We start from the raw sequence: 25939 nt of genomic DNA, 5'->3' as shown, positions 1-25939 counted from the left end.
AGTAACTATAGAAAATCCATGTCAGTTACGCTTTAAGCCTAGCGGTTTTGATATTTTTTACTTATGATAAATGCCCTTTCGTGACTGCTCTTTGATAGAAGTACACTAAAAAATTTGACTCAAACGGTATCACTAAAAAATATAAAAGAAGCAATAGGACGAATTTATGAGTTTGCTACCTACCAATTTTGAGACGCTAAAACGCAGAGCCAAACAAAGTATCATGCCCTTATTGACACCCCACCTACTGAAGCTGCGTATCAATACTTATGCACCGTACGTAGGCGCTGGTATCAGAATCGATCACCTCAATCTCGATCAAGGTTTGTGTGTGGTAAGTATGGGACTGAATACGCTGAACAAAAACATCGTGGGCACTCAGTTTGGCGGCAGCCTGTATTCGATGGTGGACCCATTCTATATGATAATGCTGATGCACCAACTGGGCAGCAGTTACGTGGTCTGGGACAAAAGCTCACATATTGAGTTTATTGCCCCTGGTAATAGCAAAGTCACTGCACGCCTAAAAATTCCTAGCAATGAAATCACCACGATTCAGGAATTAGCAAAAGACGGCGAGCCGGTATTTCGGGAATACCAAGCAGATATCGTCGATGATCAACAAAAAATTGTCGCTACCGTCACTAAAACGCTCTATATACGCTTGCGTAAGTACAGCAAATCTAAAGACCAAAATAGCCGTATCGAAAATCTCGATGGTTAGAACTTTAAAGGCAATTTTTAAAACGTTTCTCTAGATTTGTGATTTAAAGCATATTAATTAAAGCGCATTAATTAAAACAACAGAAACAAAAACCCCAATCTGGCATACGCACAGATTGGGGTTTTGTCTTTTTTGGTACTACCCGCTTATTTATATGATAAACCTATGAATAAGGGCTTGTATCTGGCTTTTCGCTATTGCCGAATCGCATAATAGACAGTTCAGCAATAAAGCGATATTAAGCACAATGCTTAAAAGCAGATACTGGATATAATCTAAGCGTTAGCTTTTGGCTTAACAGCTTTAGGTGCACGCGGAGCAAGCTTCTCGCGGATACGTGCTGATTTACCAGAGCGCTCACGTAAGTAGTATAGTTTCGCACGGCGAACAGCACCACGGCGTTTCACTTCGATGCTATCGATAATTGGTGAATGCAATTGGAATGCACGCTCAACGCCAACACCGCTTGAGATTTTACGTACGGTAAACGCTGAGTTTAAACCGCGGTTACGTTTAGCAATTACAACGCCTTCAAAAGCCTGTAAACGCTCACGCTCACCTTCACGTACTTTTACTTGAACCACAACGGTATCGCCGGGTGCAAAGCTTGGGCGCTCAATCAATTGAGCATTTTCGATGACCTGAACCAATGGATGCTTGTTGCTCATGAGAGTTATCTCCTCACATTAGATAATAGAGGCTTGACGCATATCACCTGTTTGTAATAATGGATCGTATCTTTTTAATGAGACACAACGTAAGTGGGTTATGACAAACGGCCATTATGCTATGACTCGTTTTGTTGTTGCTCAAAATTCTGTTGCTTAACTGTTTATCTTTTTAGCCGCTATCAACGCTGTTTTTTATCTGCTTTTGCCAATGCTTTTAGCCACTTTGCTTGCTCTACCGTTGGCGTAAACGCTTGCCATAAGTCTGGACGACGCGCTTGCGTACGTTCGACTTGCTGACTAAAGCGCCACTTCGCGATATTGGCATGGTGACCTGAAAGTAACACTTCAGGCACTGCCATACCCGCAAACTCATGCGGCTTAGTATAATGTGGACAATCAAGCAAGCCATCGACGAACGAGTCTTGCTCAGCTGACTTATCATCACCCATAATATCAGGCAGACGACGTATCACACTATCCATTAGCACCATTGCTGGTAGCTCACCACCGGTAAGTACGTAATCACCAAGCGATATTTCCATGTCGACATATTGCGACAGTAGGCGCTCATCAATACCTTCGTAACGACCACATAATATAATCATGCCGTCATACTCAGTCATATCGACCACACTACTCTCACTCAGCGTCTGTCCTTGTGGCGACATATAAATCACCGGACAGTGCGCTTTGTCGACACGGCAGCCGTGCTGAATCGCTCGTAGGCGCGCATCCTCAATCGCTTGGGATAATGGCTCAGCCATCATCACCATGCCAGGACCGCCACCATACGGACGTTCATCAATACGGCGATAATTATCACTGGTAAAATCACGCGGATTAATGCATTCAATCGTCACTTGTTTCTGAGTGACTGCTCGACCCGTGATTCCAAACTCACGAATCGTGGCAAACATCTCAGGAAAAATACTAATAACGGCAAAATACATTAGGTGTCTACTTGCGCAGTGGCTAATATTGGCTAAATAAGTCGGTGTTATTACTGATAAAGCTTAACCGCAAAGTTAAAATTATTATCAATAATCACTCGGCCATGCCACCAGCACTGTTTTTTCAGTCAGACTGACCTGTACTACAGTTTGCTTGTGCCATGGAATCAGGCGCTCATCGGCATCTAAGCTGTCTGAGTTTGCCGCAACCCGCATAATAGCGTGAGCGCCAGTCTCAAACATCTCAGTAATGTCGCCTAGATACTCATCCTGCTCATTTACAACGCGCAGGCTGACCAAATCCGACCAGTAATATTCATCTTCAGCTGGTTCTGGCAAGATGTCTTGCTCGACCCAAAGAGTTACCCCGTTCATAGTCTCAGCAACATTGCGATCAGGAATCTGCTCAAACTGAGCCACAATTCCTGTGCCTTGCTCACGCCAAGCCTTAACGGTTAAAGGTTTCATGCCGGTAGCGGTTTTCATCCACCAAGGTTTAATGTCAAATATCGCCGTACGATCATCTGTCTCGCTAAATACCCAAAGCCAACCTTTGATGCCATAAGGCTTTTTGAGCTGACCAATTTTCATAAGGGCACTAGCGTTTGGAGCAGAGGACATAACGGCTAACCTAACAATGATGAACACAACGAAGATAAATAAAAAGCAATTAAAAACGATAAACGCAGTTAAAAGCGATAAACAGTTAATGGCGTACCTAGTTAGACCAGTTACGCTATGTTTTTTACTAAAGTCTATCGAGACTGCTTATAGACATGCTATCAGCGTCTCAGTGACCACAAAACTTAAGCAGTTGCTTCAGTTTGCGAGACAGACTTGTTGAAAGCTTTTACCAATGAAGCAACGCGATCTGAAGGTTGTGCACCTTTTGCGATCCACGCATTGTACGCTTCCATATTTAGGCGTACTGCTTCTTCAGACTCTTTAGCGAGTGGGTTAAAAAAGCCGATGTTTTCAATATAGCGACCGTCACGCGCGCGGCGTTGATCAGCAACAACTACTTGATAAAATGGGCGTTTCTTGGCACCGCCCCGTGCTAAACGAATAACAACCATGTGAATTCTCTCTTTCGCAGGTATACCAAAAAGGGCATAATTATATCACAGTCTTGATTTATTGAAAACATAAACTGCGCTTATTTAATTATTTATTAACAATAGCTTAAATGCCCATCGATGTAAAATACAATTGATCATCACCACTGATTTTTAACTGAAGATACTGTCTCTACATCATGTCCAAGTGGCTCGTTGCTATATTATTCAGCGCTGTATTATTCGGTGCTATATTACTCAGTAATATATTAGTGCAAATTTGAGTATTCAATTGTTGCCTACTGTTTTAAAGCCATCCGTGTCATTCATTGATTATGCTACTCTATGACATAGTCAGCGAGTGAATGATGCTATCGCCTACCGAATTGCGCCATCGCTCAAGAATCGCAACCATTATGCTACTCATAAGTATGGCACGTTGTTTTTGAACGACATAAGAAAGCACCATTTTTACACTAAACTCAATAAAGCATCTTTTAATATGTTGGATCCATATGACCACACCAAAATCGCAACCACGTCGCAAAGGGCAGTTCACGCGCTCTTACTCCAACACTTGGCTGACAACCTTGATGGTCTCTTTCATTGTTCTTATCAGTGTCAGCTTGTCGATTCTGTTTTTTTGGCGCAGTCTATATTTACCCGAGCTTAAAAACCATGCGCGTTATTTGACGAGCGAGCTGCAGTTGATGAATAGTGTCAACAAAGACTGGAAAAATCGTCCTGAAGTACGCCAATGGATTTATCAACACTCGCATGTCGTGGTAGTGAATAACCCTAATGATTTTCCAGCAGTGTCTGATAAGGCATTTGTCGGCGTCTTCACTGATGTATTACAACGCGAAATCGGTGCGCAATTGGGTCGACCTGTCGAGGTTTATTTTAAATTCAAACCGACACCGCAGCTTTGGGTGCAAGACAGCCGTGATGACAGCTTTTGGATTCGTGAACCCGTGGTTTATTATTCGCAATATAGTCCAGCATTATTGGTGCTGTTTCTTATTGGATTGCCTATTTTATCGCTGCTGACCATTATTCTACTGGCGCGGCAATTAAATCGTCCGCTACGATATTTACAGCGTGCTGCGACCAACTATATTCGGCTCGGTCATGCCACTACGTTGCCAACACAAAAAGGACCTACGGAGATACGTCAGGTCAACATGGCATTCAATCGTCTATTCACGACGTTAAATCAAGCACAAAAAGAGCGTACGATTATGCTTGCTGGTATCTCGCATGATCTGCGAACACCTTTAACTCGTATGCGTTTGACTGCTGAGATGCTACCTGATGACTTTTTTCGAGAGGGATTAATTTATGATATTGAAGACATGGATGCCATTTTAGAGCAGTTTATCTCGTTTATGAAAGATGGCTCCGATGAGCCAGTCAGCCTAACCAATTTGGATACCATCTTTAATGAGATTATGGTGCAATTTGCACCAATGGAGTTCATCTATCAATCAGAGTGTCACAAAGTGGTTCCTGTGCGCCCCATGTCTATCAAACGCCTTGTGATCAATCTGGTCAATAATGCCAAGCGTTATGGCAAACCGCCCATTTACCTGTCAGCGACTGTTGTGCCAACTTTTATAGAAACCATTGAAGAGGAAGATAGCGATGTCGTCAGTGAAAATGTCGTCAATAGAGAGGCGCAAGAACAATTGCTGATATGTGTGCGTGACTGTGGTGATGGCGTTGCAGAAGATCAGTTAGAACGTATTATGCAGCCTTTTGAACGCGGAGAGACAGCACGTACCACACAAGGCAGTGGTTTAGGTCTAGCGATTGTCGACCGTATTGCCAGATTGCATCATGGGACGGTAGAAGCCATTAACCATCCCGATGGGGGTTTACAAGTGTGTGTGCGTATTCCCCTACTTTCCAAGGTTGCTGGAGATACAACCATGGCAGCCGATACACAAAAAACGCCTATCTTTAATGACAAGACAGGGAACAAAGAAGACTGATAGCAGTTGAATTGTTCATCACTAAAGCTAATAAATGCTCAAAACAATTCGCTGCGACTATTTAGTTGTATAACAACTAGTCTTTGTTTCCAATGATAGGTGGAATATATTTGGCGCTATTCGTAAACGCTAATGGCTGAGTAATATTTTCTTGCGCTGCTGTTAACGTTTGCGTCGTCGATGGCTGCTGCAAGAATAAATAGTAGCCCAACGTTATTGCATTTAGTACCACCAAACCACCAAATAAATATGGCATCCTTTGCCCTCCTCTAATTTAAAGCTATCTTTAAACCGTTAATAATAAAAATTAACCGACAATTCTATCTAAGGTGTGTATTCATTCTAAACATGAAATTGAGAACACTGCTTAGAAATTGAGCAAGTTTATTTGTCACACACTGCTTAATTGATGCCGCTATTTTTATACTAAAAAATAACGACAATCCTGTGCAGTGGCATTATTTATCTTCAAAACCACGCTCGCTTTTTTCTTGCGTCAGTTCATCAGCAGCCAAAATTTGTGTCAGTGGTTTGATAGGCCACGTCATGACAAATCGTGCACCGCCAAGCTCTCGGCTCTCATCGACTTTCATACTACCATTAAACCAAAAGGCAATGCGCGATACAATAGACAAGCCTAAACCATAGCCGCCTGAGGCGCGTGTGCGACTGTCATCTAAACGTGAAAATGGAATAAAGACCTTTTCGCGATCTGCTTCTGGAATACCATGACCATCATCCTCAACACTAACAAAAGCATTGCCCTTTCTGACGCCAGCACTAATGATAATCGTGGTTTCTGCATAACGTAAGGCATTGCCCGCCAAATTCTGAATCACACGGTGTAAATAACGCCTATCTGCGACAGCGGTTACTTTAGCATTCGGCAGCTTGGTCACTATTTTGATAGGCTTACCCAAGGCATTGGTTTCACGCTCAATCTGCTCCAATAACTCTCTAAGATTGACTGGTTCTAAATCCAGCTTTGGTGAGCCTTCTTCGAGCTTAGCATAAGTCAAAATCTCATCAATCAAGCCATTAAGCGCTTCGATATCTTCATCAATAAAATCACGCTGCATAAAACGCGAGTCTTCGTCATCCGTATCAGCCAACATATCAACGGCAAAACGAATACGAGCCACCGGTGTACGAAGCTCATGTGATACCGCTCGCGTTAATTCTCGCTGCGACTCAATAAGGCGCTTGATATGCGAGGTCATGGCATTAAAAGTCGCGGCTAAACGGGCAATTTCATCCTGCCCAATTACTTGAACTTGACTTTCAAGATTACCTTTACTCACCTCATTGACGCCAACCTGAATCAACTGCAATTTACGCTCAAGTGGAAAAATCAACGCATACACGCCTAAGCTGATTAAAAACATGCTGATAAGAATCATACTAATAATCAGATTAAGTGGGAACCAATTGAATAATGGCACCGGACCAATCAATATCGCCATATCATTGATTTCAGAAGGCACCACTACTCTAATAGCCGAATTACTTTTACTGCTATTGGTATCTTGTAAGGAAATAACCACTTCATCTCGGCGTAATCGTGCAAGCTGATCGGTATCCAAATCCAGTGTATTGACGGCTTTAAACTCTAAAGGAAAGGAAAACTTTTTTTCCAGTTCAGCCAAACGGGCACGCTTGTCAGATAACGTCACATAGTAAGACAAATCATCTAATAAAAACACAGCGATTGCCCGCACTTGCTGCTCAGTCACTTGCGATATTCTAGCGGTCAAAACGCTTTGATTGTCCGGTAGACGATAATACACATCGGCATAGACAGGTTGCTCGGCGTAACGAACGACCGTATTGCCATTTTCAAAACGCCGCAGTTCACTGGCATTAAAGTCCACTTCATCAATAGGCAAAACTTTGAATTCTGAGCCAAATAAACTACTGGCATCAGACAACCAATATTCACGCTGCTCTTCACTTTCTTGATGAGCGATACCTTCACTCACCAGATGAAAAGCCCCTGTTGCCATGTTTTCACGGTAGGATTGGACGCGCTCTTTGTTGATGGTATCCATCAATAGTTGAGCAAACAATGCCACACACAAACAGACTATGAGTAGCCCAGCATAAATACGAACAAAGATACTGTGTTTTAAAGAAGAGACTAATGACATACGTGCCGTAACCAACTTAATGAATAAAAACTGCCGACATCATCCAGCAAACAAGCGCTGCGTGATAAATGATATCAAACACTGTTGAATAAAAAACCATTCTGGCTGCTGTATTTTAATTTATAACTGAGCATCACCTAAAATCCATTTACCTCATGTACATTTAGGCAGCACCCGCAATAATTGCTTAATTAAACCACATAACGCTGTATTTAAGTTCAAAAATTAAAATTTAGCCACAAAAAAACCAGCCTAGTTGCTGGTTTCTTTGGTCACGCTAATGAGCAATAAGCCGTTGCCGGAGCAAAATTGACTTAGTTGCCTTCTTTAACGAACAAATACCCTTTACTACGAACGGTTTTGATACGTTTTGGATTTTCTGGATCATCACCGATTTTTGGACGAATGCGTGAGATACGAACGTCAATTGAACGATCTTGACCGTCATATTCGATACCACGTAGACGCTCAAAGATATCTTCACGCGAAAGAATTCGACCCGCATTAGAAGCAAGCAACCATAATAAGTCATATTCAGCACTGGTGAAATCAACCAACTCATCACCTAAATTCACTGAACGACCGCCATTGTCGATGACCAGTTCACCAAATTCTAGGCGCTGTGGTACATCTTCTGATGGGGCATTTTCTGAGCGACGTAATAACGCACGAATACGTGCTAACAAGACACGTGGCTGAGCAGGTTTAGCGACATAATCATCAGCACCCATCTCAAGACCCAGTACCTGATCCATATCTTCAGTACGCGCAGTCAGCATCAAAATAGGATTCTGATAATGCGGGCGTACTTCACGACATACCGTCAGTCCATCGCTACCAGGAAGCATGACATCAAGTACGACCAAATCTGGTTGTTCACTGACGATGCGACGAATAGCACGATTACCATCGGTTTCGATAGCGACTTCTAAACCGTTTTTGACTAAGTAATCTTGAGTCAACATGGCCAGACGCTCATCATCCTCAACAATCAAAATTCGGGGGGTGGTGTCTTCTTCATTCGTTGTCATTGTTATATCCTCTAATACATCTCATTTAAAAGCAGTAAAAGTAAGAGCGGTAAAATTAATAGCACCATTAAGTGGCACAATTGATGTTGGTATAGCTGTTACAAACTTGGTAGCACAGTATACTATTAAACATACAGCTTCCTATACTATAGCTTATAGTCGTTAACAAAACCTATAAACTACACCCATTAAAACTTTAGTTTACGTCCAAAAATTATGAGCTTTATACAAATAATAGCAAGTGAAATGTTTTTTTACGACTCTTTCCTCACCTGAATTTCTATAAGTAGTCAATCTTAATGTAGCGCACAGCGATAGGATGCTTGATTGACACCTATGCTTGTATTCTTGTTACGTCTAATATAGCGACATATCACCGTTGCTGCCAGTGACTTTTTCATCTATTATCCCAGTACTGCCTATTATCATTCGATATATAATTAGTAGATACATGTTTAGTAAATACATAGTTCATGTGTGCATAGTTAGTTAACACTCATATTTAAAAAAGCTGGCTGTCGAAATCGAAATTGCATTATAAATAATGTGTTTATCCTCGATCAACAAGCATAGAATATGGTGTAATGGACATAAAAAAAACAACCCATAATGGACTGTTTTTTTTATATCTGTGGTAAGAGTCAAAAAGAAACTCTAAAATTTTCCACAAAAAATTAAGCGCGGTTTTTGTACTTACGGATAGTCTGTAGCTGTGCGACAGACTCTGCTAATGATGCTAAAGCTGCATTAGTTTGTACAGTATCCGATTGATTAACAAGCATCTGCTCAGCCTTTTTACGTGCTTCGACAATTTTGCTTTCATCAAGGTTATGTGCACGCATCGCTGTATCAGCCAATACGGTAACCATCTTCGGCTGTACTTCTAAAACACCGCCTGATACATAAATCACTTCTTCTTCACCGTTTGGTGTTTGCACTCGCATCGCACCCGGTTTTAACAAAGTAATAAGCGGTGTGTGACCTGGCAATACACCAATCTCGCCTTCGGTACCAGTAGCTATTAACATGCTAATTTCGCCTGAATACAACTCTTCACGAGCACTTACGACGCGACATTGTAACGTTGCCATACTTAACTCCTTACGATCAAAACACAATCAAAACTGCGAGGCGTTACTAACTGGCAAATAGACTTTTTATGGCCTATCTGCCCTTTAGCAAATGCTAACACAACTTACGCTGCAGTAGATTTCATTTTTTCTGCTTTAGCAACCACTTCGTCGATGCCACCAGCCATATAGAACGCTTGCTCTGGTAGGTCATCGTATTCACCCGCGATAATTGCTTTAAAGCTAGCAATGGTATCGCGTAGTGGTACATATTTACCAGGTGCGCCAGTAAAGACTTCAGCAACGTGGAATGGCTGTGACAAGAAGCGCTGAATCTTACGCGAACGATAAACGACTAGTTTATCTTCTTCTGATAACTCATCCATACCCAAGATAGCGATGATGTCTTTTAGCTCACGATAGCGCTGCAAAATCTCTTGCACGCCACGAGCAACGTTATAATGCTCTTCACCAATGACTAATGGATCTAGCTGACGCGAGGTTGAATCTAGCGGATCAACCGCAGGATAGATACCTTGTGAAGCAATGTCACGACTCAATACAACCGTTGCATCCAAATGCGCAAACGTCGTTGCTGGTGATGGATCCGTCAAATCATCCGCAGGAACATATACTGCTTGTACAGAAGTAATAGAGCCAGACTGAGTTGAAGTAATACGCTCTTGTAGCATACCCATCTCTTCAGCAAGTGTTGGCTGATAACCAACCGCAGATGGCATACGACCAAGTAGTGCTGATACTTCAGTACCGGCTAGTGTATAACGGTAGATGTTATCCACAAACAGCAATACGTCACGACCTTTGCCAGTGGCAGGATCTTTGGTATCACGGAAGTATTCAGCCATGGTCAAACCAGACAACGCAACACGCAAGCGGTTACCCGGTGGCTCATTCATCTGGCCGTATACCATCGCAACTTTAGATTTACTAAAGTCTTCAGTGTTTACAACGCCAGCTTCTTGCATTTCGTGATAGAAATCGTTACCTTCACGAGTACGCTCACCAACACCAGCAAATACTGACAAACCTTCATGTTTTAGAGCGATGTTATTGATCAGCTCCATCATGTTAACGGTTTTACCAACACCAGCACCACCAAACAGACCAACTTTACCACCTTTAGCAAACGGGCAAAGTAGATCAATAACTTTAATACCAGTTTCTAACAGCTCAGTGCTGTTTGACTGATCCGCGTAGCTTGGCGCTTCACGGTGGATAGACCATTTTTCATCAGCTTCTACAGGACCTTCTTCATCGATAGGACGACCAAGAACATCCATGATACGGCCAAGCGTACCAATACCAACAGGCACAGCAATAGGCGCACCAGTGTTAGTGACTGTTAAGTTACGCTTTAGGCCTTCAGTTGAACCCATTGCGATAGTACGGACGATGCCATCACCTAGTTGTTGCTGTACTTCTAGGGTGGTTTCGGTACCATCTACTTGCAAGGCATCATAAATCTGAGGAACTTCACTACGGTTGAACTCAACGTCAAGAACCGCGCCAATAATCTGTACAATACGACCGCTACTCATTGCGTTCTCCTTGAACTTCTGTATATAGTGGGTTTCATAAGGGGTTTCAATTATGAAACAGCAGCAGCACCGCCAACGATTTCCGAGATTTCTCGGGTAATCGCCGCTTGACGCAGCTTGTTATAAACCAACTGTAAATCGTTAATTAGGTCACCAGCATTATCTGTCGCCGCTTTCATTGCAACCATACGTGAGGACTGCTCAGAGGCAATGTTTTCCATTACCGCTTGATACACAATCGACTCAATATAGCGGCCAAGCAACTCATCAATCAATGTTTTGATATCAGGCTCGTAGATATAATCCCAGCTCAGTTCTGTTTGAATGCCGCTCTCTTCTTCACCAAACGCACTGTCTGGTAAAGGTACCAACTGATTGACAGTCGGCTTTTGGGTCATCGCATTAACAAACTTATTATAAACCACATAGATGCGGTCTATTTTACCGTTAGTATAATCGTCAAGCATCGCTTGAACCGGTGCGTTTATCTGCTCAAACGTTGGCTTATCACCATAATCGGTTACTGCCGAGGTCACTTTACCACCAAAGTTTTTGAAAAAACTCACACCTTTAGCGCCAATGACTGCAAACTCAGTTTGTACAGATTGATCTTGATACTGCTGGATACTCTTAGATAAAGCTTTGAATAAGTTAATATTCAAACCACCCGCCAGACCGCGATCAGAGGTAATGACAATATAGCCAACCTTATTGACTGGACGCGAGACCATATACGGATGTTTATAGTCTGATGAGGCATGCACCAAATGTGAAATAACCCGGCGCATACTATCAGCATACGGGCGACCCACTTCCATGCGCTCTTGGGCACGGCGCATTTTACTTGCCGCAACCATTTGCATAGCACGAGTAATTTTTTGGGTGCTTTTAATACTGGTGACTTTGGCACGTATCTCTTTTAAGCTTGCCATAATGATTCCAATATAAGAGGGTTAAAAAGCATTGGCGCATGCGACAATTATTTAGTATATAACATCAATCTAACAAATTAATGTTATATATTTTGTGCATGACGCGATCTAATACCGTCAATGGTTAGAACAGTGGCGCTACTGTCTTAATAAAAAAATACAAGACAATGCGCCACTTTATTAGCCATCAAAGACAGCCATAACCAATTCGGCTTAACCCGTTAAATTAATAACTGTGATTTTGTTTAAAGGTCTCTAAAGATGACTTCAAACGACCTGCGATATCATCATTATAATTCGCAGTATCATCAATTTCACGCATCAATTCACTCTGCTCATCATGCATATAGCGTAAGTAAGCTTCTTCAAAAGAACCGATTTTTTCAACAGGAACGTCCGCTAAAAAGCCTTCATTCGATGCATAGATAACTGCAGCTTGCTCAGAGATTGACATCGGCTGATACTGCTTCTGCTTCATCAATTCAGTCACACGCTCACCATGATCAAGCTGTTCGCGAGTCGCGTCATCAAGATCTGAGGCAAACTGAGCAAAGGCGGCCAGTTCACGATACTGAGCCAGTGCAGTACGGATACCACCAGATAGCTTCTTGATGATCTTAGTCTGAGCTGCCCCGCCCACACGAGATACCGAGATACCAGCGTTAACTGCTGGACGGATACCTGAGTTGAATAGGCTTGATTCTAAGAAAATCTGACCATCGGTGATTGAAATCACGTTAGTCGGTACGAATGCAGATACGTCACCAGCTTGGGTTTCAATAATTGGCAGTGCGGTTAAAGAACCGGTTTTACCAACTACTTCACCATTAGTGAACTTTTCTACGTACGCCGCGTTTACGCGTGATGCACGCTCAAGTAAACGTGAATGTAAATAGAATACATCACCAGGATACGCTTCACGACCTGGCGGACGACGTAGCAATAGTGAAATTTGACGATAAGCAACGGCTTGTTTTGATAAGTCATCAAATACAATCAGTGCATCTTCACCGCGGTCACGGAAGTATTCGCCCATCGTACAACCTGAATACGGTGCGATATACTGTAGTGCGGCAGGCTCTGATGCTGATGCAACCACAACCGTGGTATATGCTAATGCACCAGTTTGCTCAAGCTTGCGTACGACGTTTGCAATGGTAGAACGTTTCTGACCGATTGCGACGTATACACACTTGATACCAGATGATTTCTGCGCGATGATCGCATCGATAGCCATCGCGGTTTTACCCGTCTGACGATCACCAATGATAAGCTCACGCTGACCACGACCAATTGGAATCATAGTATCAACGGCTTTATAACCCGTCATTACTGGTTGATCTACTGACTGACGATCAATAACGCCTGGGGCGATTTTTTCGACTTTATCAGTCATTTTGGCATCGATAGGACCTTTGCCATCAATAGGATTTCCCAAGGCGTCAACAACACGGCCTAGCAGCTCAGGACCTACTGGTACTTCAAGAATACGACCAGTACAATAGGCTTTTTGACCTTCTTGCAGCTTTAGGTAATCACCAAGTACTACCGCGCCGACAGAATCACGCTCTAAGTTAAGCGCCATTCCATAGATTTCGCCTTCAAACTCAATCATTTCGCCGTACATGGCATCTTCAAGACCATGAATCTGCACGATACCGTCAGATACTTTGACAATCGTGCCTTCATTCTTTGCAGTTGCACCCGCATCAAGGTCTTGAATACGCTGCTTAATCAGGTTACTGATTTCCGCTGGATTCAATTGTTGCATTGCCTTGTTTCCTTTAATTTATGATAACCCGCCCACTGACTTAAATGCTCTTACTTTCACGCAGATTATAGATGACTGCGCTGGTAAATGGCATTAGGCAGTTAGCTGTGTTTTTAACTGTTGTAACTTGCCGCGCATCGAATCATCAATGATTTTGTCACCGACTTTGATGGTAGCGCCTGCCAATAGACTTGGATCGACCGACTCATGAATCACCACACTAGCATTTAACGATGCAGCAAGGCGCGTTTGAAGCATTTCACGCTGAGCGTCAGTCAATGGATAGGCAGAGGTCACGTAAGCATCAAGCTGCTTTAAGCTTATTGCCTTGTGGCGGCGATAATGCTCATAAACTTCAGGAAGCAGCGCCAGACGCTCTTGCTGCGCCAACTGCTTAATAAAATTATTGAGCGCTGGTGACACTTTAGGATAGCTAATACTATTACCATAACGAGAGCCTTTGCTCTCGCCTAGTAGCTGTTTAAAAGCAGAGTCGCTATCACCAGCCACTTGTGAGTCATAAAGATCAACCAAAGCAGCTGACTTATGCTCAGCCGTAACGGCTGGATTTTCTAGCCATGTACGGAACGCTTTGTCATTGACAATTGCACTGGCGACAAACAAGAAATTTTCCCACTCGTTTACGGCCCCGTTTTCGTTGGCATAGTCAAACGCGGCTTTAGCGTAGGGTCGTGCTAAGGTTGATAAGTCAGCCATTATATCCTCACAGTTACAGCTTTGCCGCCAGTTGGTCTAACATACTGGCATGTTTTTGTACATCGACTTTGTCTTGCAAAATCTTTTCTGCACCAAGGACAGCCAGTTCAGCAACTTGGGCACGCAATGATTCACGCGCTTGATTGATTTCTTGGTCGATAGACGCTTGCGCTTGTTGACGAATGCGCTCGCCTTCCACTTGGGCCTGCATTTTTGCATCTTCGACAAGCTGGTTGGCGCTCTTGTTCGCTTGCTCGATTAAAGCAGCAGCTTTGGTCTTTGCAAGATCAAGCTCCTGCTGGACGTCTTGCTCAGCGGTTGCCAGATCTGCTTTTGCTTTTTCTGCGGCATTCAGGCCTTCAGCAATTTTACGCTGACGCTCATTGATGGCACCAATAAGTGGTGGCCACACGAATTTCATGCAGAACATCACAAAGATTGCAAAAGCAATGGCTTGACCGATGAGGGTAGAATTGATATTCACGTGATCACCTCTTTGTTAATGAAAAATCAGTTTCATTGATCATATTTGATAGCCAAACTTTGGCTATGGTTAAGATACAAACTTTGACTACCAAACATTTACAACTGAGCTTTCTGATTAACCTGCTAGAGGGTTAGCGAACAACAATAGCATAGCAATACCAACACCGATCATCGGAATAGCATCAAGAAGACCTGCTACGATGAACATACGAGTTTGCAGCTGTGAACCAAGTTCTGGCTGACGCGCAACGCCTTCTAGGAATTTACCACCTAGAATAGCAAAACCAATACCTGTACCTAGTGCACCTAAACCGATAAGTAGTGCTACTGCGATAACTGTGTAACCACCTAATACTGGATCCATGGATGTATCCTCATTTACCTATTGAATGTCTAATTAATGTTCAGTTGATGATGCAAGTGACATATAAACTATCGTCAGCATCATAAATACGAACGCTTGAAGTGTAATAATTAAGATGTGGAAAATAGCCCACGGTACTGATAACGCCCATTGAATCCAAAACGGCATTAGAGCAATCAGTATGAAAATCAACTCACCAGCATACATGTTACCGAATAGACGCAGACCTAAAGAGATAGGTTTTGCTATCAAAGTAACAAACTCTAAGATAAAGTTGATGGGTATTAAAATAATTTGTACGATAGGGTTTTTGGCACTAAACGGATGCAGTGTTAGCTCGCCAACAAAGCCGCCCAAACCTTTTTCTTTGATACTATAGAACAGAATCAGTATAAAGACAGAAAAAGACATGCCAAGCGTAATATTAGGATCCGTCGTTGGAACGATCTTAAAGAACACATGATGTGGATCATGTCCCATCATTGCGCCGATTTGGCCAGCAATCATAGGAATAAAGTCGACGGGTAGTAAATCCATCAAGTTCATTAAGAATATCCATACAAAGATAGTCAACGCCAAAGGCGCAATCAGCTTTGAGGTACCACTATACGAATCACGAACGTTGTTATCAACGAACTCAACGATCATCTCAACCGCGGCCTGAGTTTTACCCGGCACGCCTGAAGTGACTTTTCTAGCGACCATCCAGAAGATGGCGCAGAAAACAATGCCTAGACCAATTGACCAAAGCATAGAATCAAGGTGGATGGCTTTAAAGCCCATTGCACTAGCTTCTTCAGCAGTATAGGCAACTTTCCAGCCTTCGCCCGGCAGATAGCCGTACGTCCAGTTCGTTAAGTGGTGAGAGATATAGTCTGTTGTTGTTTGCTCGCCTGCCATAATGTCAGCTTCTTATTAATCAACGATTTAATCAACTACCAAAAATATGGTTGTCATCTGATGAGGTTTTAACGATCCTATTTGACCTGCTAGCAAGCCGATGAACCATGCTAAAGCGCTCATGTAATCAATAACATCCAACCCATAGTTCTATTACTAGTGCGCAATTTGATAACTTAAGATAAATTTTAGCTATCAAAAAAGGGCTTATGATGATTCAGTAATAGCCCTTGTATATGTACGCGAAATTATTATATCTGTGTTTACTTACTGCCGCGTTTCCACGATCGACGCTTAATACAGCGTTCATAAGCCAAATATTTAGCTGCCTATATTAATGCAGCGTTGTATTCGTGTAAAGTCAATTATGAATTTTTTATGCACTGTATGAATAAGTTAGCTACTATTAACGTTTACTAACATAGCTTTGCATGATTAATTAAATTGTAAGAATTTAATTAGAGGCAATACTGATAGCTAATAATTGGCTATCGACTCCATTATCACACGCTATACTCATTTAAACGCTCATATCACAGTCTTTATGATCATTGGCGCTGTCTTTAGACAGTTTTGTATGTTTTGACTTTCTTATGAAATCAGTCATAGAGAAGCTGGACGGCAGGGTGACTTGCCTAGCACTATTAAGCACTCAACTATTGATATAGTCATCGTCTATTAATGCTAGCGTATATGCCACAACATCCAACTGTGACTAATTTGCATTACCATAAAACCGATAAACAGCGCAGGCGCAGATAGGGGTTGTACGGTAATAAAAATTAGTGCGAAACCAAACACAGTCAATAGCCATTTGGCCATTTGACCTCGATATAGCTGGCTAACAATATGTTGGCGCGCGCGATATCCAGTGTACCAAAAGATAAAAAAAGCAAATACAGCTTGGGTAGCAAAACTGAGTAGCGCACCAATAGCGGCGCTTTTTGCGACAGTAAGTTCACTATGTAGCCAACTGGTATCTAAAGCCCAAGCAATAATAATAAGGATAAATAATATCCACGCTTGGCGTTTGATATAGATGCCAATTTTATCTTTTTGTGTGCGTTTGGCAGGCTTGGTCATCGGTAATGCAATCCTATAGCCTTACAGCATTGGGATAAGGTGGCAATATAACATCGTCGCGACACTTTTATCCGTGAACGGCTCACTCTACAGGTGTTACCTTTTAACCAAAATAAAACGCCACTTATTATAAGGGGCATACCACCTTTAAGCAAGAAAAATATACCTTTTATCAGTGACCTAGCTGAATCACTCATAAACATCATAGTTACTGACCAATGGATAACACCCAAAGTATGACTACATAATGGCTTCTCAAGCGTTGCAAGCCACTATGGTTAATCAGTTATCCTACGATATACATTGATAGATTTGCTGTGCCATCGTCTGCCAACCACTCACAAAGTCTTTACTATTGCTCATATCTTCAGGTTGCACAGTGGTTTTTACAGGCTGTAACTTAGCGAGTAGACCTTTGGCTGGTTGACTTGGGCTAACCAGACACATTTGCTTGGCTGGACGCCTCTCATTTAGCCAGCGTATTTGGCTTGCCCGTGGTGCTAGATGGTGATCAGTGCTTAAACTCCCAACAAGCTTTAGGTTTGTGCTGGATTCGATGTATTGATAAGCATCATGATAGGCCCAATAAGGCTGGGTTTGCTGCTTGCCTTTAGCTTGTTTTACGAAAGATGCCACTCCCCTATCCATTCGCTGAGCAAATTTTTGTGCATTGGCGTGATAAAGTGCTTTATATTGCGGATTAGCATGGCTATGAATCACGGCAAGGGCACGAGTCATGGCTTTGGCATTTTCAGGATCTAACCATATATGTGGATCCAAGGTGCCAGCAATAGGCTTGCCTTGGACGTCACGTAGCGGATGACGATTAAAGGCATCAAATTCAAATAAGGCAATCGCATTGGGGGCGGTATTAAGGCTTGCCGCCAAGTTATTTTCTAATGGCTCACCAAACCACACGACAAATTTACTGTCCTGAATGGCTTTAATATCGCCTGGGCTGATACTGCCATGATGACCTACCTCCCCGGCCTGCAATAACTGCTTGGCGGGCGGTGAACCTTCAGTCACTGCTTGACTCAATAAAAACAGTGGATAATTACTCACGCTGACTGTTGCCGCTTGTGCACTCACAGTAAAGATGCCTAATGCAACTATGCCCGTAATGAGCCATCGCTGTAGTATAATGGTTGAGCTTAAAAAATATTTGAAAACTGGGTTCATAATAGATTCTTTAATGTATGAAAGATAAAATATAAGTGGAAACATTTAGACGTTATTGCCGTTGTATCTGAGTGATCATTAAGGTATCAATAAATAAGCCAAGATCACTTATCTGCTCTTATTTTTAGTATGTTATACTATAACATTATAAATTACTATAATAACAGTGCCATTTTATTTTGTAGGAGCTTGCACCATGTCCACCAGTTTATCAGTCTGCGAACATTTACATGATGTGCAGGACTTTACGCCGCATGACGTGACCGAGCGCCTAATGGCAGCAAAAGAACAATGTCGCCTGAACGGTGCACGCTTTACCCCATTGCGCCAGCAAATATATCAATTGGTATTGGCAGCCAATAAACCCATCGGTGCATATGATTTGATCACGCAATTGCAGCAAATGCGCTTATCAGAGCCCAATAACAATGAGGACAGCAGCGAAGCGCTTAGCTCGCAACAGCGCCCAACGAAAGCGGCATCTAAAGAAATTAGCTCTAAAAAACAAGCGCCAAAAAATGTCGCGCCACCCACTGTCTATCGCAGTCTGGAGTTTTTATTGAGTGAAGGCTTGATACATCAATTGACCTCTATCAATGCTTATGTGCCCTGCTGTCACCCACGCGCCCAGCATACCGCAGCATTTTTAATCTGTGGTCAATGTCAGCGTGTACAAGAATGTAGCAGTGTGCCCGTACAGGAAATGATGAGTTTTGCTGAGCAAGACGTTGGCTTTATTGTGGAACGCAGTGTGATTGAGCTGAGTGGTCGTTGCCAAGCGTGCCAGTAGCACGCCCTAACCACTGAAGCGTAAGTCATTGTCATCCATTTTTTATTTGTATTACTCATTCACTTATTGGTTGTCATACTATGAGCCTGTCTACCTCACCGTCTAATCAACCGAACTTTTCCGCTGTTGATGGCAACACCATTAACACTGCGAGTAAACTGCTGAGCCTAAGCGATGTCAGCTACGACATTGGGCATCAACGCTTACTCTCACATATTGATATTGACATTGCGGTTAATGAAACAGTCAGTCTTATTGGACCCAATGGCGCTGGTAAGTCAACGTTGGTTAAACTTATTTTGGGATTGATTGAGCCAACTAAAGGGCACATTGACTCTCATCAAAAGTTACAGCTTGGCTATGTGCCGCAGCGCTTTGCTGTACCGCCGATATTGCCATTACGAGTCTACGATTTATTGGCACAAGCGGATAAAAGGCGCTTAACGTCTGAGCAGCGTCAATTTATCTTTGATAACTTGTCATTGACGCACTTACTATCGCGACAAATGCTGCACCTGTCGGGTGGTGAGACACAACGGGTCTTGCTCGCGCGCGCATTGTTAGACAAACCCAACTTATTGATTTTAGATGAGCCGATGCAAGGACTGGACCCTGATACTGAGGTTTGGCTCTATCAGTTTATTGATGAGCTGCCAGAGTTTTTGCGTTGTGCCATGTTGGTGGTATCCCATGATCTGCATTGGGTCATGAAAGGCAGTCGACGCGTGATTTGTCTTAATAAGCATATTTGCTGTGAGGGACAACCAAGCGAGCTTGCCATTAGTAGTGAGTTTCAAAAGCTATTTGGGCATCATTATGAGCAGCCTTATGTGCATCAACCACATGCCTGTGAACATCACGCCCCAAGCGAATTATAATCATTAAGGCGCGTTGCACATTCACAAATATGAAATATATCGAAGCTTGATACATCAAACACATATCGAGCGTTGAGCTTTATAAAAACTTTTACGGATATTTATTATGACTGCTTGGTTAGCCATCATTGCCCCCGCTTGGATCGCTGGCAGTATTTTAGCGCTACTATCAGCGCCTTTAGGGTGCTTAGTCTTGTGGCGACGCATGGCCTTTTTTGCTGATGCTTTAGCACATGGTACCTTGCTTGGCGTGGCTTTAGCAGTATGGTGGCAATTACCTATGGGCATTGGCATTGCCTTGGTCAGCGTCATGGTAGTGCTAGGGCTGGTATTAATCGATGATGAGCGCCTGCCTGTCGATGCGGTTTTGGCGGTCGTGGCGGTGTCTTTGTTATGCTTAGGTTTATTGGCTTTGACCCAGTTGACTGACCAACAAGCAAACGTACTGGGGTTTTTGTTTGGTAATTTGCTAGAGCTTGATTGGGCAGACTTGCCCTTACTTGCTGGTAGCGTGCTGGTAGGGCTCGGTCTACTCATGTATATATGGCCTGCACAAATTAAGCTTGCCACTCATGAAGCACTGGCGCGTATTCAAGGTGTTCATCCGACACGCCAGCGGCTGTTCTTCATGGGCGTATTGGCGGGATTTTGTGCGATTGCCCTGCAAGCGGTTGGTAGTTTACTAATCAGCGGTTTATTGGTATTACCAGCATTAACGGCACGTTTGTGGTCATCATCGCCAAAACAAATGGTCGTTATATCGCTACTGATCGCACAGCTTGGCGTGACACTAGGCGTTTGGGGCAGCATCTGGCTAGATATTCAGACAGGACTTGCTATCGTATTAATATTAGCCATTTTATTTTTTATCGCGCTGATTTTCTCAAAGCTCAGCACTGCAAAAATTTGGTCAGCGCGCCGTTAGACACATTATGGTTCACATAAAGCCGCTGGTTTTTTATCCTCTTATCCAACTTTATTTCATCAATATGATAGAGCTTTCATTGACTTTATGTTATAAACTTGCCCTAATACCATCGACATACTAGCGGCGTCAAGCCAAAAAACATATTGGTCAGACCAAAATTCATTAGTCTACTCGATGCATGACATCTATTTATCTATCATTCGTTTTAACAGCATCACTTGTTTCGATTCGATGAGGGACTGACCCAATGCTAAGCTATCCTGTTAATAACATTAGCACACCAGATGAACAGGTAAACATACTACAAATCACAGATTTGCATTTATCAACGCCCGTTTCTTCTAGTGTTGATGGCGATACTAACAATAGCGAAGCCTCTGTCTGTCAGCAGTGCTTTGAAACAGTACTACAGCAAGCATTGAGTAGCGACATTCGCTGCGATTTGATTATCGTGACTGGCGACTTAGTCAATGAAGTCAAACCCGCTATTTACGATCATATTTTTGAGGTATTGCAAGCGACCAATATTCCTTTTGCTTGCATCGCAGGCAATCATGATGTGACGGATGAGATAGGCAGTGACTTGCCGTTCTTTGAGCGCGAACTGATTGCTCAGCCTGCCGACCCGCGCTTGCTAAGCCGGCATGTCATTGAGACTGATCGTTGGCAGCTGTTGTTATTAGACTCATCCATCACGGGCAAAGTCGCGGGCGAGATAACGCCTACCGATATTGACTGGTTATGCGAGAGACTCGATGCCTGTGATAAGCCTGCGCTGATTGCTCTACATCATCATGTCATTCCCGTAGACTCTGACTGGATTGACACGCATATGGCAGAGAATAGTGAAGCCTTTTGGCAGCATCTGTTAGGATTTGACCATCTGAAAGTCATTATCAGTGGTCATACGCACCAAGAGCAGGTTCGCCATCGTCAAGGAGTCACGGTCTATAGTACGCCTTCTACTTGCTACCAGTTCAAGCCTTATGAGAATGATTTTTCCTATGATAAAAGCGTCCCGCCCGGTTACCGTTGGTTGCAATTAGCCAACAATGGAAAGGTTGCAAGCTGGGTAGAAAGACTGGATACTTGACGCCCAGATTTATTGGCACCCATACTGATGTGAGCCCTTATATCTCAAGCTATTGACTGATATTTATGAGTTCAGAATACAATGACTGGCACGGTAAAAACGACATGATGATGAAAAATGACTTCATTATTATCAGAAACAATGATACAACGTATAAAACGAAATGAGGACTGCCTAGTATCTGGTATTAGGTAGAATTATAATAGCTAGGATGGCTAAATCGATCACAGCTAAGTCTTCACAGTCAGTGATTTGTCGCATTATTAAGACAACGCTATTTAAATAAAAGTATGCATAACCATATACCTGACCATTGATAGATTGCTTTGAGCATATCAAGATAACTGTACTATTAGATCCGCTGTGTTACTTGTGTTACCAAGTGGTAAAACGTTTTATAAAGGGACAAATTATAGCGTTTATGACATTGATAGCGTCTTGTCTTTTGATACGTCGTTTTATTGAATTAATTTGAAAAAAGTAGGATACCCATATGAGCACCCTGACCACGAATCCAAGTGAAGCTAAGTTTACTCCTTATGTGCCTGCCAAAGACGAAGAGTACATGTCTGATGCGCAGTTAGAGCACTTTAAGGCTATATTATTGGATTGGAAGAGCCAACTGATTGGCGAAGCGGATCGCACCAAGACTTATATCCAAGACGAGTCCAGTGCTATGCCAGATATCAATGATCGCGCCACCCAAGAAGAAGAGTTTGCCCTCGCATTGCGTACGCGTGACCGTGAACGTAAGCTCATTCGCAAAATTGATAAATCTATGTCAGAAATTGAAAATGATGATTATGGATTTTGTGAAACTTGTGGCGTAGAGATTGGTCTGCGTCGTCTTGAAGCGCGCCCAACAGCTACCCAGTGTATCGATTGTAAAACCCTGTCTGAGATTAAAGAACGCCAAAATCAAGGCGCTTAAACGAATTACGATTCATCTCAATAATAGAATGTAAGCATAAGCGACCATAACATGGTCGCTTATTGCGTTTTAGAAGACTGGTTTTTAGTCAATGGGTCATGGCTGATACAGAGCTTTAAGCTTGCTTATATTGATTTGCTAACAAAACAGACTCATTTCACAAATATCTTTTTACGGATATATTTATTATTCTATCTTCTACCTTTTTTACCGATAATTTCCTACTTTGAAAACTAATACTATTCCTATGTCTACTCCAATCATACCAGTACAGCCGATTGGTCGTTTTGCTCCCTCACCGACTGGTGAACTGCATCTTGGCTCATTGACGACCGCGCTTGCCAGTTTTTGCCATATAAAATCCATTGGTGGTAAATGGCTACTGCGTATTGAAGACACTGATACCGAACGCTGTGATCAGCAATTTACTGAGCAAATTTTGATTGATTTGGAAGCGCTTGGATTGTACTGGGACGGTGATATCATTTATCAATCTGAGCGTATTGATATTTATAATGATTATCTACACTCAGCCCTGCATCCGCTCACTTATGGTTGTCAGTGCTCGCGTAAAGATTTGGAGCAATACTGGGCGCAAGAAGAGCTGAGCCCATCTTATGATGCTAACCCATTGCAACCAAACAGGAAGCGTTATCCACGCTGCTGTGTCAGCGCTGACCTTGATAGAGAGCAACATAAGCTACGCATACAGTTACCGAATTATAAAATTGGTTTTAACGATGGTATTCAAGGATTGCAGTGGGATAATCCTCAGCAGACATTGGGTGATATGGTGGTGCGTCGCCAAGATGGTATGATCAATTATATTTTGGCTGCCAGCCTTGATGATGGACTGCAACAGGTGACACATATTATGCGCGGTCTAGATATCCTACCCATGACGACAGCGCAAATCAGCATCATGGATGCCGCACGCTTACCTGCCATCGATCACTGGTATCACTTGCCACTGATATGTCATGCTGATGGACAAAAACTCTCTAAGCAAAACCTAGCACAACCCATTGATACACGGGCTCCAAGTAAACTTATCGCCGATGCTTTACAACTATTACAGCAACCAGCCGTCGATAGAGACACACCTACTCGTATGTTAAAGCAAGCCATTGCTCAATGGGACAGTACGCCGCTACAAGGCAAGCAACAGTTAAATATGCCCAATGGATAAAAGTCAGCTAGCAAAAAGCGCCACTATTTAGCGACGCTTCTCTGGATAATAACAGTCATGATGCATCTAGCCTATAACTAATGCTCAACCTATCAATAATAACGGCATTGGCTTTTTTCGATTTCAGGGCTTTCTTTATAAATTTTTAGCAATAACGCAACCATCACCAAACTAATCAACATCGAAGAGCCGCCATAACTGAAGAATGGCATGGTCAATCCTTTGGTTGGAATCGCGCCCATATTCATCGCCGCATTGATAATTGTTTGTGCTATGAACACCACACCGATACCAAAGGCGGTATAACTCATACGCATCTGCCGACGTTTGAGCGCGTTATAACTGATACGCATCGCGCTACCGATAATCAGCGCTTCGAGCACCAGTACCATAGTAACCCCAACAAAGCCTAACTCTTCCCCTGTAATGGCTAGTAGAAAATCAGTATGTGCCTCAGGCAAATGCGACAGTTTCTGTACGCTCTCACCATAACCAACGCCTGTAAATTGTCCACGGCCAAAGGCAATCAAACTGCGTGCCAGCTGATAATCCGTGTCTTGCACATCATCAAACGGATCCATAAATGACATCACACGTACCAATCGGTACTGCGCTGTCGTCACCATCAATACCGCCCCACCGATGGCAGCCGCGCCCAGTGCTAAAAAGTGCTTGTAAGGCGCACCAGCGATATAAAAAATCGCAAAGATGGTACCTAAAATAACGACAAAAGAACCAAAATCTGGCTGTGACAATAGCAGCATGGTGATGAGTGCCACCACCAACATAATCCGTAAAAAACCGTCTAAGCCGTTACGAACTTCAAAAGAGCGACGCACCACAAAATCAGAGACAAAGACAATCATCACTAACTTGGCCAACTCTGCCACCTGAAAATTAAATACCCCTAGGTTCAGCCAACGCTTGGAGCCGTTAATAGGCGTACTAAATAGGGTTGCCACTAGTAGCATGCCAGTGATACCCAGTAAGATAAATTGGGTTTCAGTCTTATATAGTGTTCGCAAAGACACGCTGTAATAAGAAACCGTAGCGACCGTCAAACCGATCATCATATACAGTAGCTGGTTTTTGAAAAAGTGCAGCTCTGTCATGCCGCGACTGAGCGCAAAAGGAATAGAAGCGGAAGCCACCATCAATAAACTGAGCACCAACATACAGCCAACACTCGATAGGAGAATGGCGCGTGCTGACGGCATAGAAAGAATACCATCTGAGCCAGATGCTTGCTTCGGTTGGGACGAGGAACGAAAAAGAGAAGAGAGCGCCATAATTTTATATACACTAACGAACGAAAAAACACGGCGTCTATTAAACGCCACCGTTTAAAAAATAGAAAATAGACAGTACCAGACAGATTACTAAGCAAATAAGCTGACCATTCATGTTGCTGACTGGCTATGATTGACAGTAGCAGCAATCTATAAGCAAAACAATCATTTATAAAGAAAATGCGCGCGCGTCGTAAAATTCAAT

General features: G+C 42.8%; 26 protein-coding genes. 8 read left to right on the top strand and 18 right to left on the bottom strand.

All coding sequences use genetic code 11. From position 1 onward, the window contains the following. Window positions 1-166 precede the first annotated feature (166 nt). Complete coding sequence (locus tag INT03_RS10170) at window positions 167-724, top strand: DUF4442 domain-containing protein (protein WP_193008854.1); 558 nt, start codon at window positions 167-169, stop codon at window positions 722-724. Window positions 725-999: 275 nt separating this feature from the next. Here the strand turns inward: INT03_RS10170 and rplS are convergent, their stop codons facing one another. From rplS to rpsP, 4 genes are all read right to left on the bottom strand, one after another. Further along, window positions 1000-1392, bottom strand: coding sequence for a 50S ribosomal protein L19 (gene rplS, locus INT03_RS10165; RefSeq protein ID WP_045445905.1), 393 nt, complete (start codon window positions 1390-1392; stop codon window positions 1000-1002). A gap of 182 nt (window positions 1393-1574) precedes the next feature. Continuing rightward, window positions 1575-2345, bottom strand: coding sequence for a tRNA (guanosine(37)-N1)-methyltransferase TrmD (gene trmD / locus INT03_RS10160; protein WP_193008853.1), 771 nt, complete (start codon window positions 2343-2345; stop codon window positions 1575-1577). A gap of 87 nt (window positions 2346-2432) precedes the next feature. Beyond that, complete coding sequence (gene rimM / locus INT03_RS10155; protein WP_045445903.1) at window positions 2433-2966, bottom strand: ribosome maturation factor RimM; 534 nt, start codon at window positions 2964-2966, stop codon at window positions 2433-2435. A gap of 185 nt (window positions 2967-3151) precedes the next feature. Beyond that, a complete protein-coding gene (gene rpsP / locus INT03_RS10150; protein WP_193008852.1) occupies window positions 3152-3421 on the bottom strand; it encodes a 30S ribosomal protein S16 in 270 nt (89 codons plus the stop codon). A gap of 494 nt (window positions 3422-3915) precedes the next feature. Here rpsP and INT03_RS10145 point away from each other — a divergent pair, with 494 nt between their 5' ends. After that, window positions 3916-5394: an ATP-binding protein gene (locus INT03_RS10145; RefSeq protein WP_193008851.1), complete on the top strand. Its 1479-nt coding sequence runs from the start codon at window positions 3916-3918 to the stop codon at window positions 5392-5394. A 76-nt stretch (window positions 5395-5470) separates the two neighbouring features. Here INT03_RS10145 and INT03_RS10140 read toward each other — a convergent pair whose 3' ends face one another. From INT03_RS10140 to INT03_RS10080, 13 genes are all read right to left on the bottom strand, one after another. Continuing rightward, entirely contained in the window at window positions 5471-5650 is a 180-nt protein-coding gene (locus INT03_RS10140; RefSeq protein ID WP_045445897.1) for a hypothetical protein, read from the bottom strand. Between the two features lie 202 nt (window positions 5651-5852). Then, window positions 5853-7541: an ATP-binding protein gene (locus tag INT03_RS10135; RefSeq protein WP_193008850.1), complete on the bottom strand. Its 1689-nt coding sequence runs from the start codon at window positions 7539-7541 to the stop codon at window positions 5853-5855. A gap of 314 nt (window positions 7542-7855) precedes the next feature. Further along, window positions 7856-8572, bottom strand: a complete 717-nt coding sequence (locus tag INT03_RS10130) for a response regulator (protein ID WP_193008849.1) — start codon at window positions 8570-8572, stop codon at window positions 7856-7858. A gap of 674 nt (window positions 8573-9246) precedes the next feature. After that, complete coding sequence (locus INT03_RS10125; RefSeq protein WP_021812807.1) at window positions 9247-9663, bottom strand: F0F1 ATP synthase subunit epsilon; 417 nt, start codon at window positions 9661-9663, stop codon at window positions 9247-9249. A gap of 104 nt (window positions 9664-9767) precedes the next feature. Further along, a complete protein-coding gene (gene atpD, locus INT03_RS10120) occupies window positions 9768-11201 on the bottom strand; it encodes a F0F1 ATP synthase subunit beta (protein ID WP_045452427.1) in 1434 nt (477 codons plus the stop codon). 50 nt (window positions 11202-11251) lie between these two features. Next, on the bottom strand, window positions 11252-12133 hold the full coding sequence (atpG, locus tag INT03_RS10115) for a F0F1 ATP synthase subunit gamma (protein WP_045445883.1): 882 nt from the start codon (window positions 12131-12133) through the stop codon (window positions 11252-11254). Between the two features lie 226 nt (window positions 12134-12359). Then, window positions 12360-13904 (bottom strand): F0F1 ATP synthase subunit alpha, encoded by a 1545-nt coding sequence (gene atpA, locus INT03_RS10110; RefSeq protein ID WP_055125356.1) that lies wholly within the window; start codon window positions 13902-13904, stop codon window positions 12360-12362. A 93-nt stretch (window positions 13905-13997) separates the two neighbouring features. Next, window positions 13998-14621, bottom strand: a complete 624-nt coding sequence (locus INT03_RS10105) for a F0F1 ATP synthase subunit delta (RefSeq protein WP_045445877.1) — start codon at window positions 14619-14621, stop codon at window positions 13998-14000. Window positions 14622-14634: 13 nt separating this feature from the next. After that, window positions 14635-15105, bottom strand: a complete 471-nt coding sequence (locus INT03_RS10100) for a F0F1 ATP synthase subunit B (RefSeq protein WP_045452424.1) — start codon at window positions 15103-15105, stop codon at window positions 14635-14637. Window positions 15106-15222: 117 nt separating this feature from the next. Beyond that, window positions 15223-15471, bottom strand: coding sequence for a F0F1 ATP synthase subunit C (gene atpE / locus INT03_RS10095; RefSeq protein ID WP_010197960.1), 249 nt, complete (start codon window positions 15469-15471; stop codon window positions 15223-15225). Window positions 15472-15504: 33 nt separating this feature from the next. Next, on the bottom strand, window positions 15505-16371 hold the full coding sequence (atpB, locus tag INT03_RS10090; protein WP_055125357.1) for a F0F1 ATP synthase subunit A: 867 nt from the start codon (window positions 16369-16371) through the stop codon (window positions 15505-15507). Between the two features lie 684 nt (window positions 16372-17055). Beyond that, window positions 17056-17454 (bottom strand): ATP synthase subunit I, encoded by a 399-nt coding sequence (locus tag INT03_RS10085; RefSeq protein ID WP_045452420.1) that lies wholly within the window; start codon window positions 17452-17454, stop codon window positions 17056-17058. 291 nt (window positions 17455-17745) lie between these two features. Continuing rightward, window positions 17746-18636, bottom strand: a complete 891-nt coding sequence (locus INT03_RS10080) for a metal ABC transporter solute-binding protein, Zn/Mn family (protein WP_226950338.1) — start codon at window positions 18634-18636, stop codon at window positions 17746-17748. A 196-nt stretch (window positions 18637-18832) separates the two neighbouring features. On the opposite strand from INT03_RS10080, the gene INT03_RS10075 reads away from it, so the two are divergent. From INT03_RS10075 to gluQRS, 6 genes are all read left to right on the top strand, one after another. Continuing rightward, the gene (locus tag INT03_RS10075; protein ID WP_193008847.1) at window positions 18833-19426 is read left to right on the top strand and encodes a Fur family transcriptional regulator; all 594 of its coding nucleotides are present in this window, start codon (window positions 18833-18835) and stop codon (window positions 19424-19426) included. Between the two features lie 80 nt (window positions 19427-19506). Further along, window positions 19507-20304: a metal ABC transporter ATP-binding protein gene (locus INT03_RS10070; protein ID WP_193008846.1), complete on the top strand. Its 798-nt coding sequence runs from the start codon at window positions 19507-19509 to the stop codon at window positions 20302-20304. Between the two features lie 106 nt (window positions 20305-20410). Then, a complete protein-coding gene (locus tag INT03_RS10065; RefSeq protein ID WP_193008845.1) occupies window positions 20411-21229 on the top strand; it encodes a metal ABC transporter permease in 819 nt (272 codons plus the stop codon). A 250-nt stretch (window positions 21230-21479) separates the two neighbouring features. Continuing rightward, window positions 21480-22325 (top strand): metallophosphoesterase, encoded by an 846-nt coding sequence (locus INT03_RS10060; protein WP_193008844.1) that lies wholly within the window; start codon window positions 21480-21482, stop codon window positions 22323-22325. Between the two features lie 493 nt (window positions 22326-22818). After that, a complete protein-coding gene (dksA, locus tag INT03_RS10055; RefSeq protein WP_045445865.1) occupies window positions 22819-23256 on the top strand; it encodes an RNA polymerase-binding protein DksA in 438 nt (145 codons plus the stop codon). Window positions 23257-23503: 247 nt separating this feature from the next. Next, window positions 23504-24445 carry a tRNA glutamyl-Q(34) synthetase GluQRS gene (gluQRS, locus tag INT03_RS10050; protein ID WP_193008843.1) on the top strand — a complete coding sequence of 314 codons (942 nt, stop codon included), beginning with the start codon at window positions 23504-23506 and terminating at the stop codon, window positions 24443-24445. Window positions 24446-24537: 92 nt separating this feature from the next. Here gluQRS and ftsW read toward each other — a convergent pair whose 3' ends face one another. Beyond that, the gene (gene ftsW, locus INT03_RS10045) at window positions 24538-25734 is read right to left on the bottom strand and encodes a putative lipid II flippase FtsW (RefSeq protein ID WP_226950337.1); all 1197 of its coding nucleotides are present in this window, start codon (window positions 25732-25734) and stop codon (window positions 24538-24540) included. Window positions 25735-25939 lie beyond the last annotated feature (205 nt).

Origin of the sequence: Psychrobacter sp. PG1 (genome assembly GCF_014897815.1) — a bacterium.
Classification (GTDB): Bacteria; Pseudomonadota; Gammaproteobacteria; order Pseudomonadales; family Moraxellaceae; genus Psychrobacter.
Note: the sequence above shows the minus strand (reverse complement) of the source record. Positions and strands in the feature narration are given on the sequence as shown.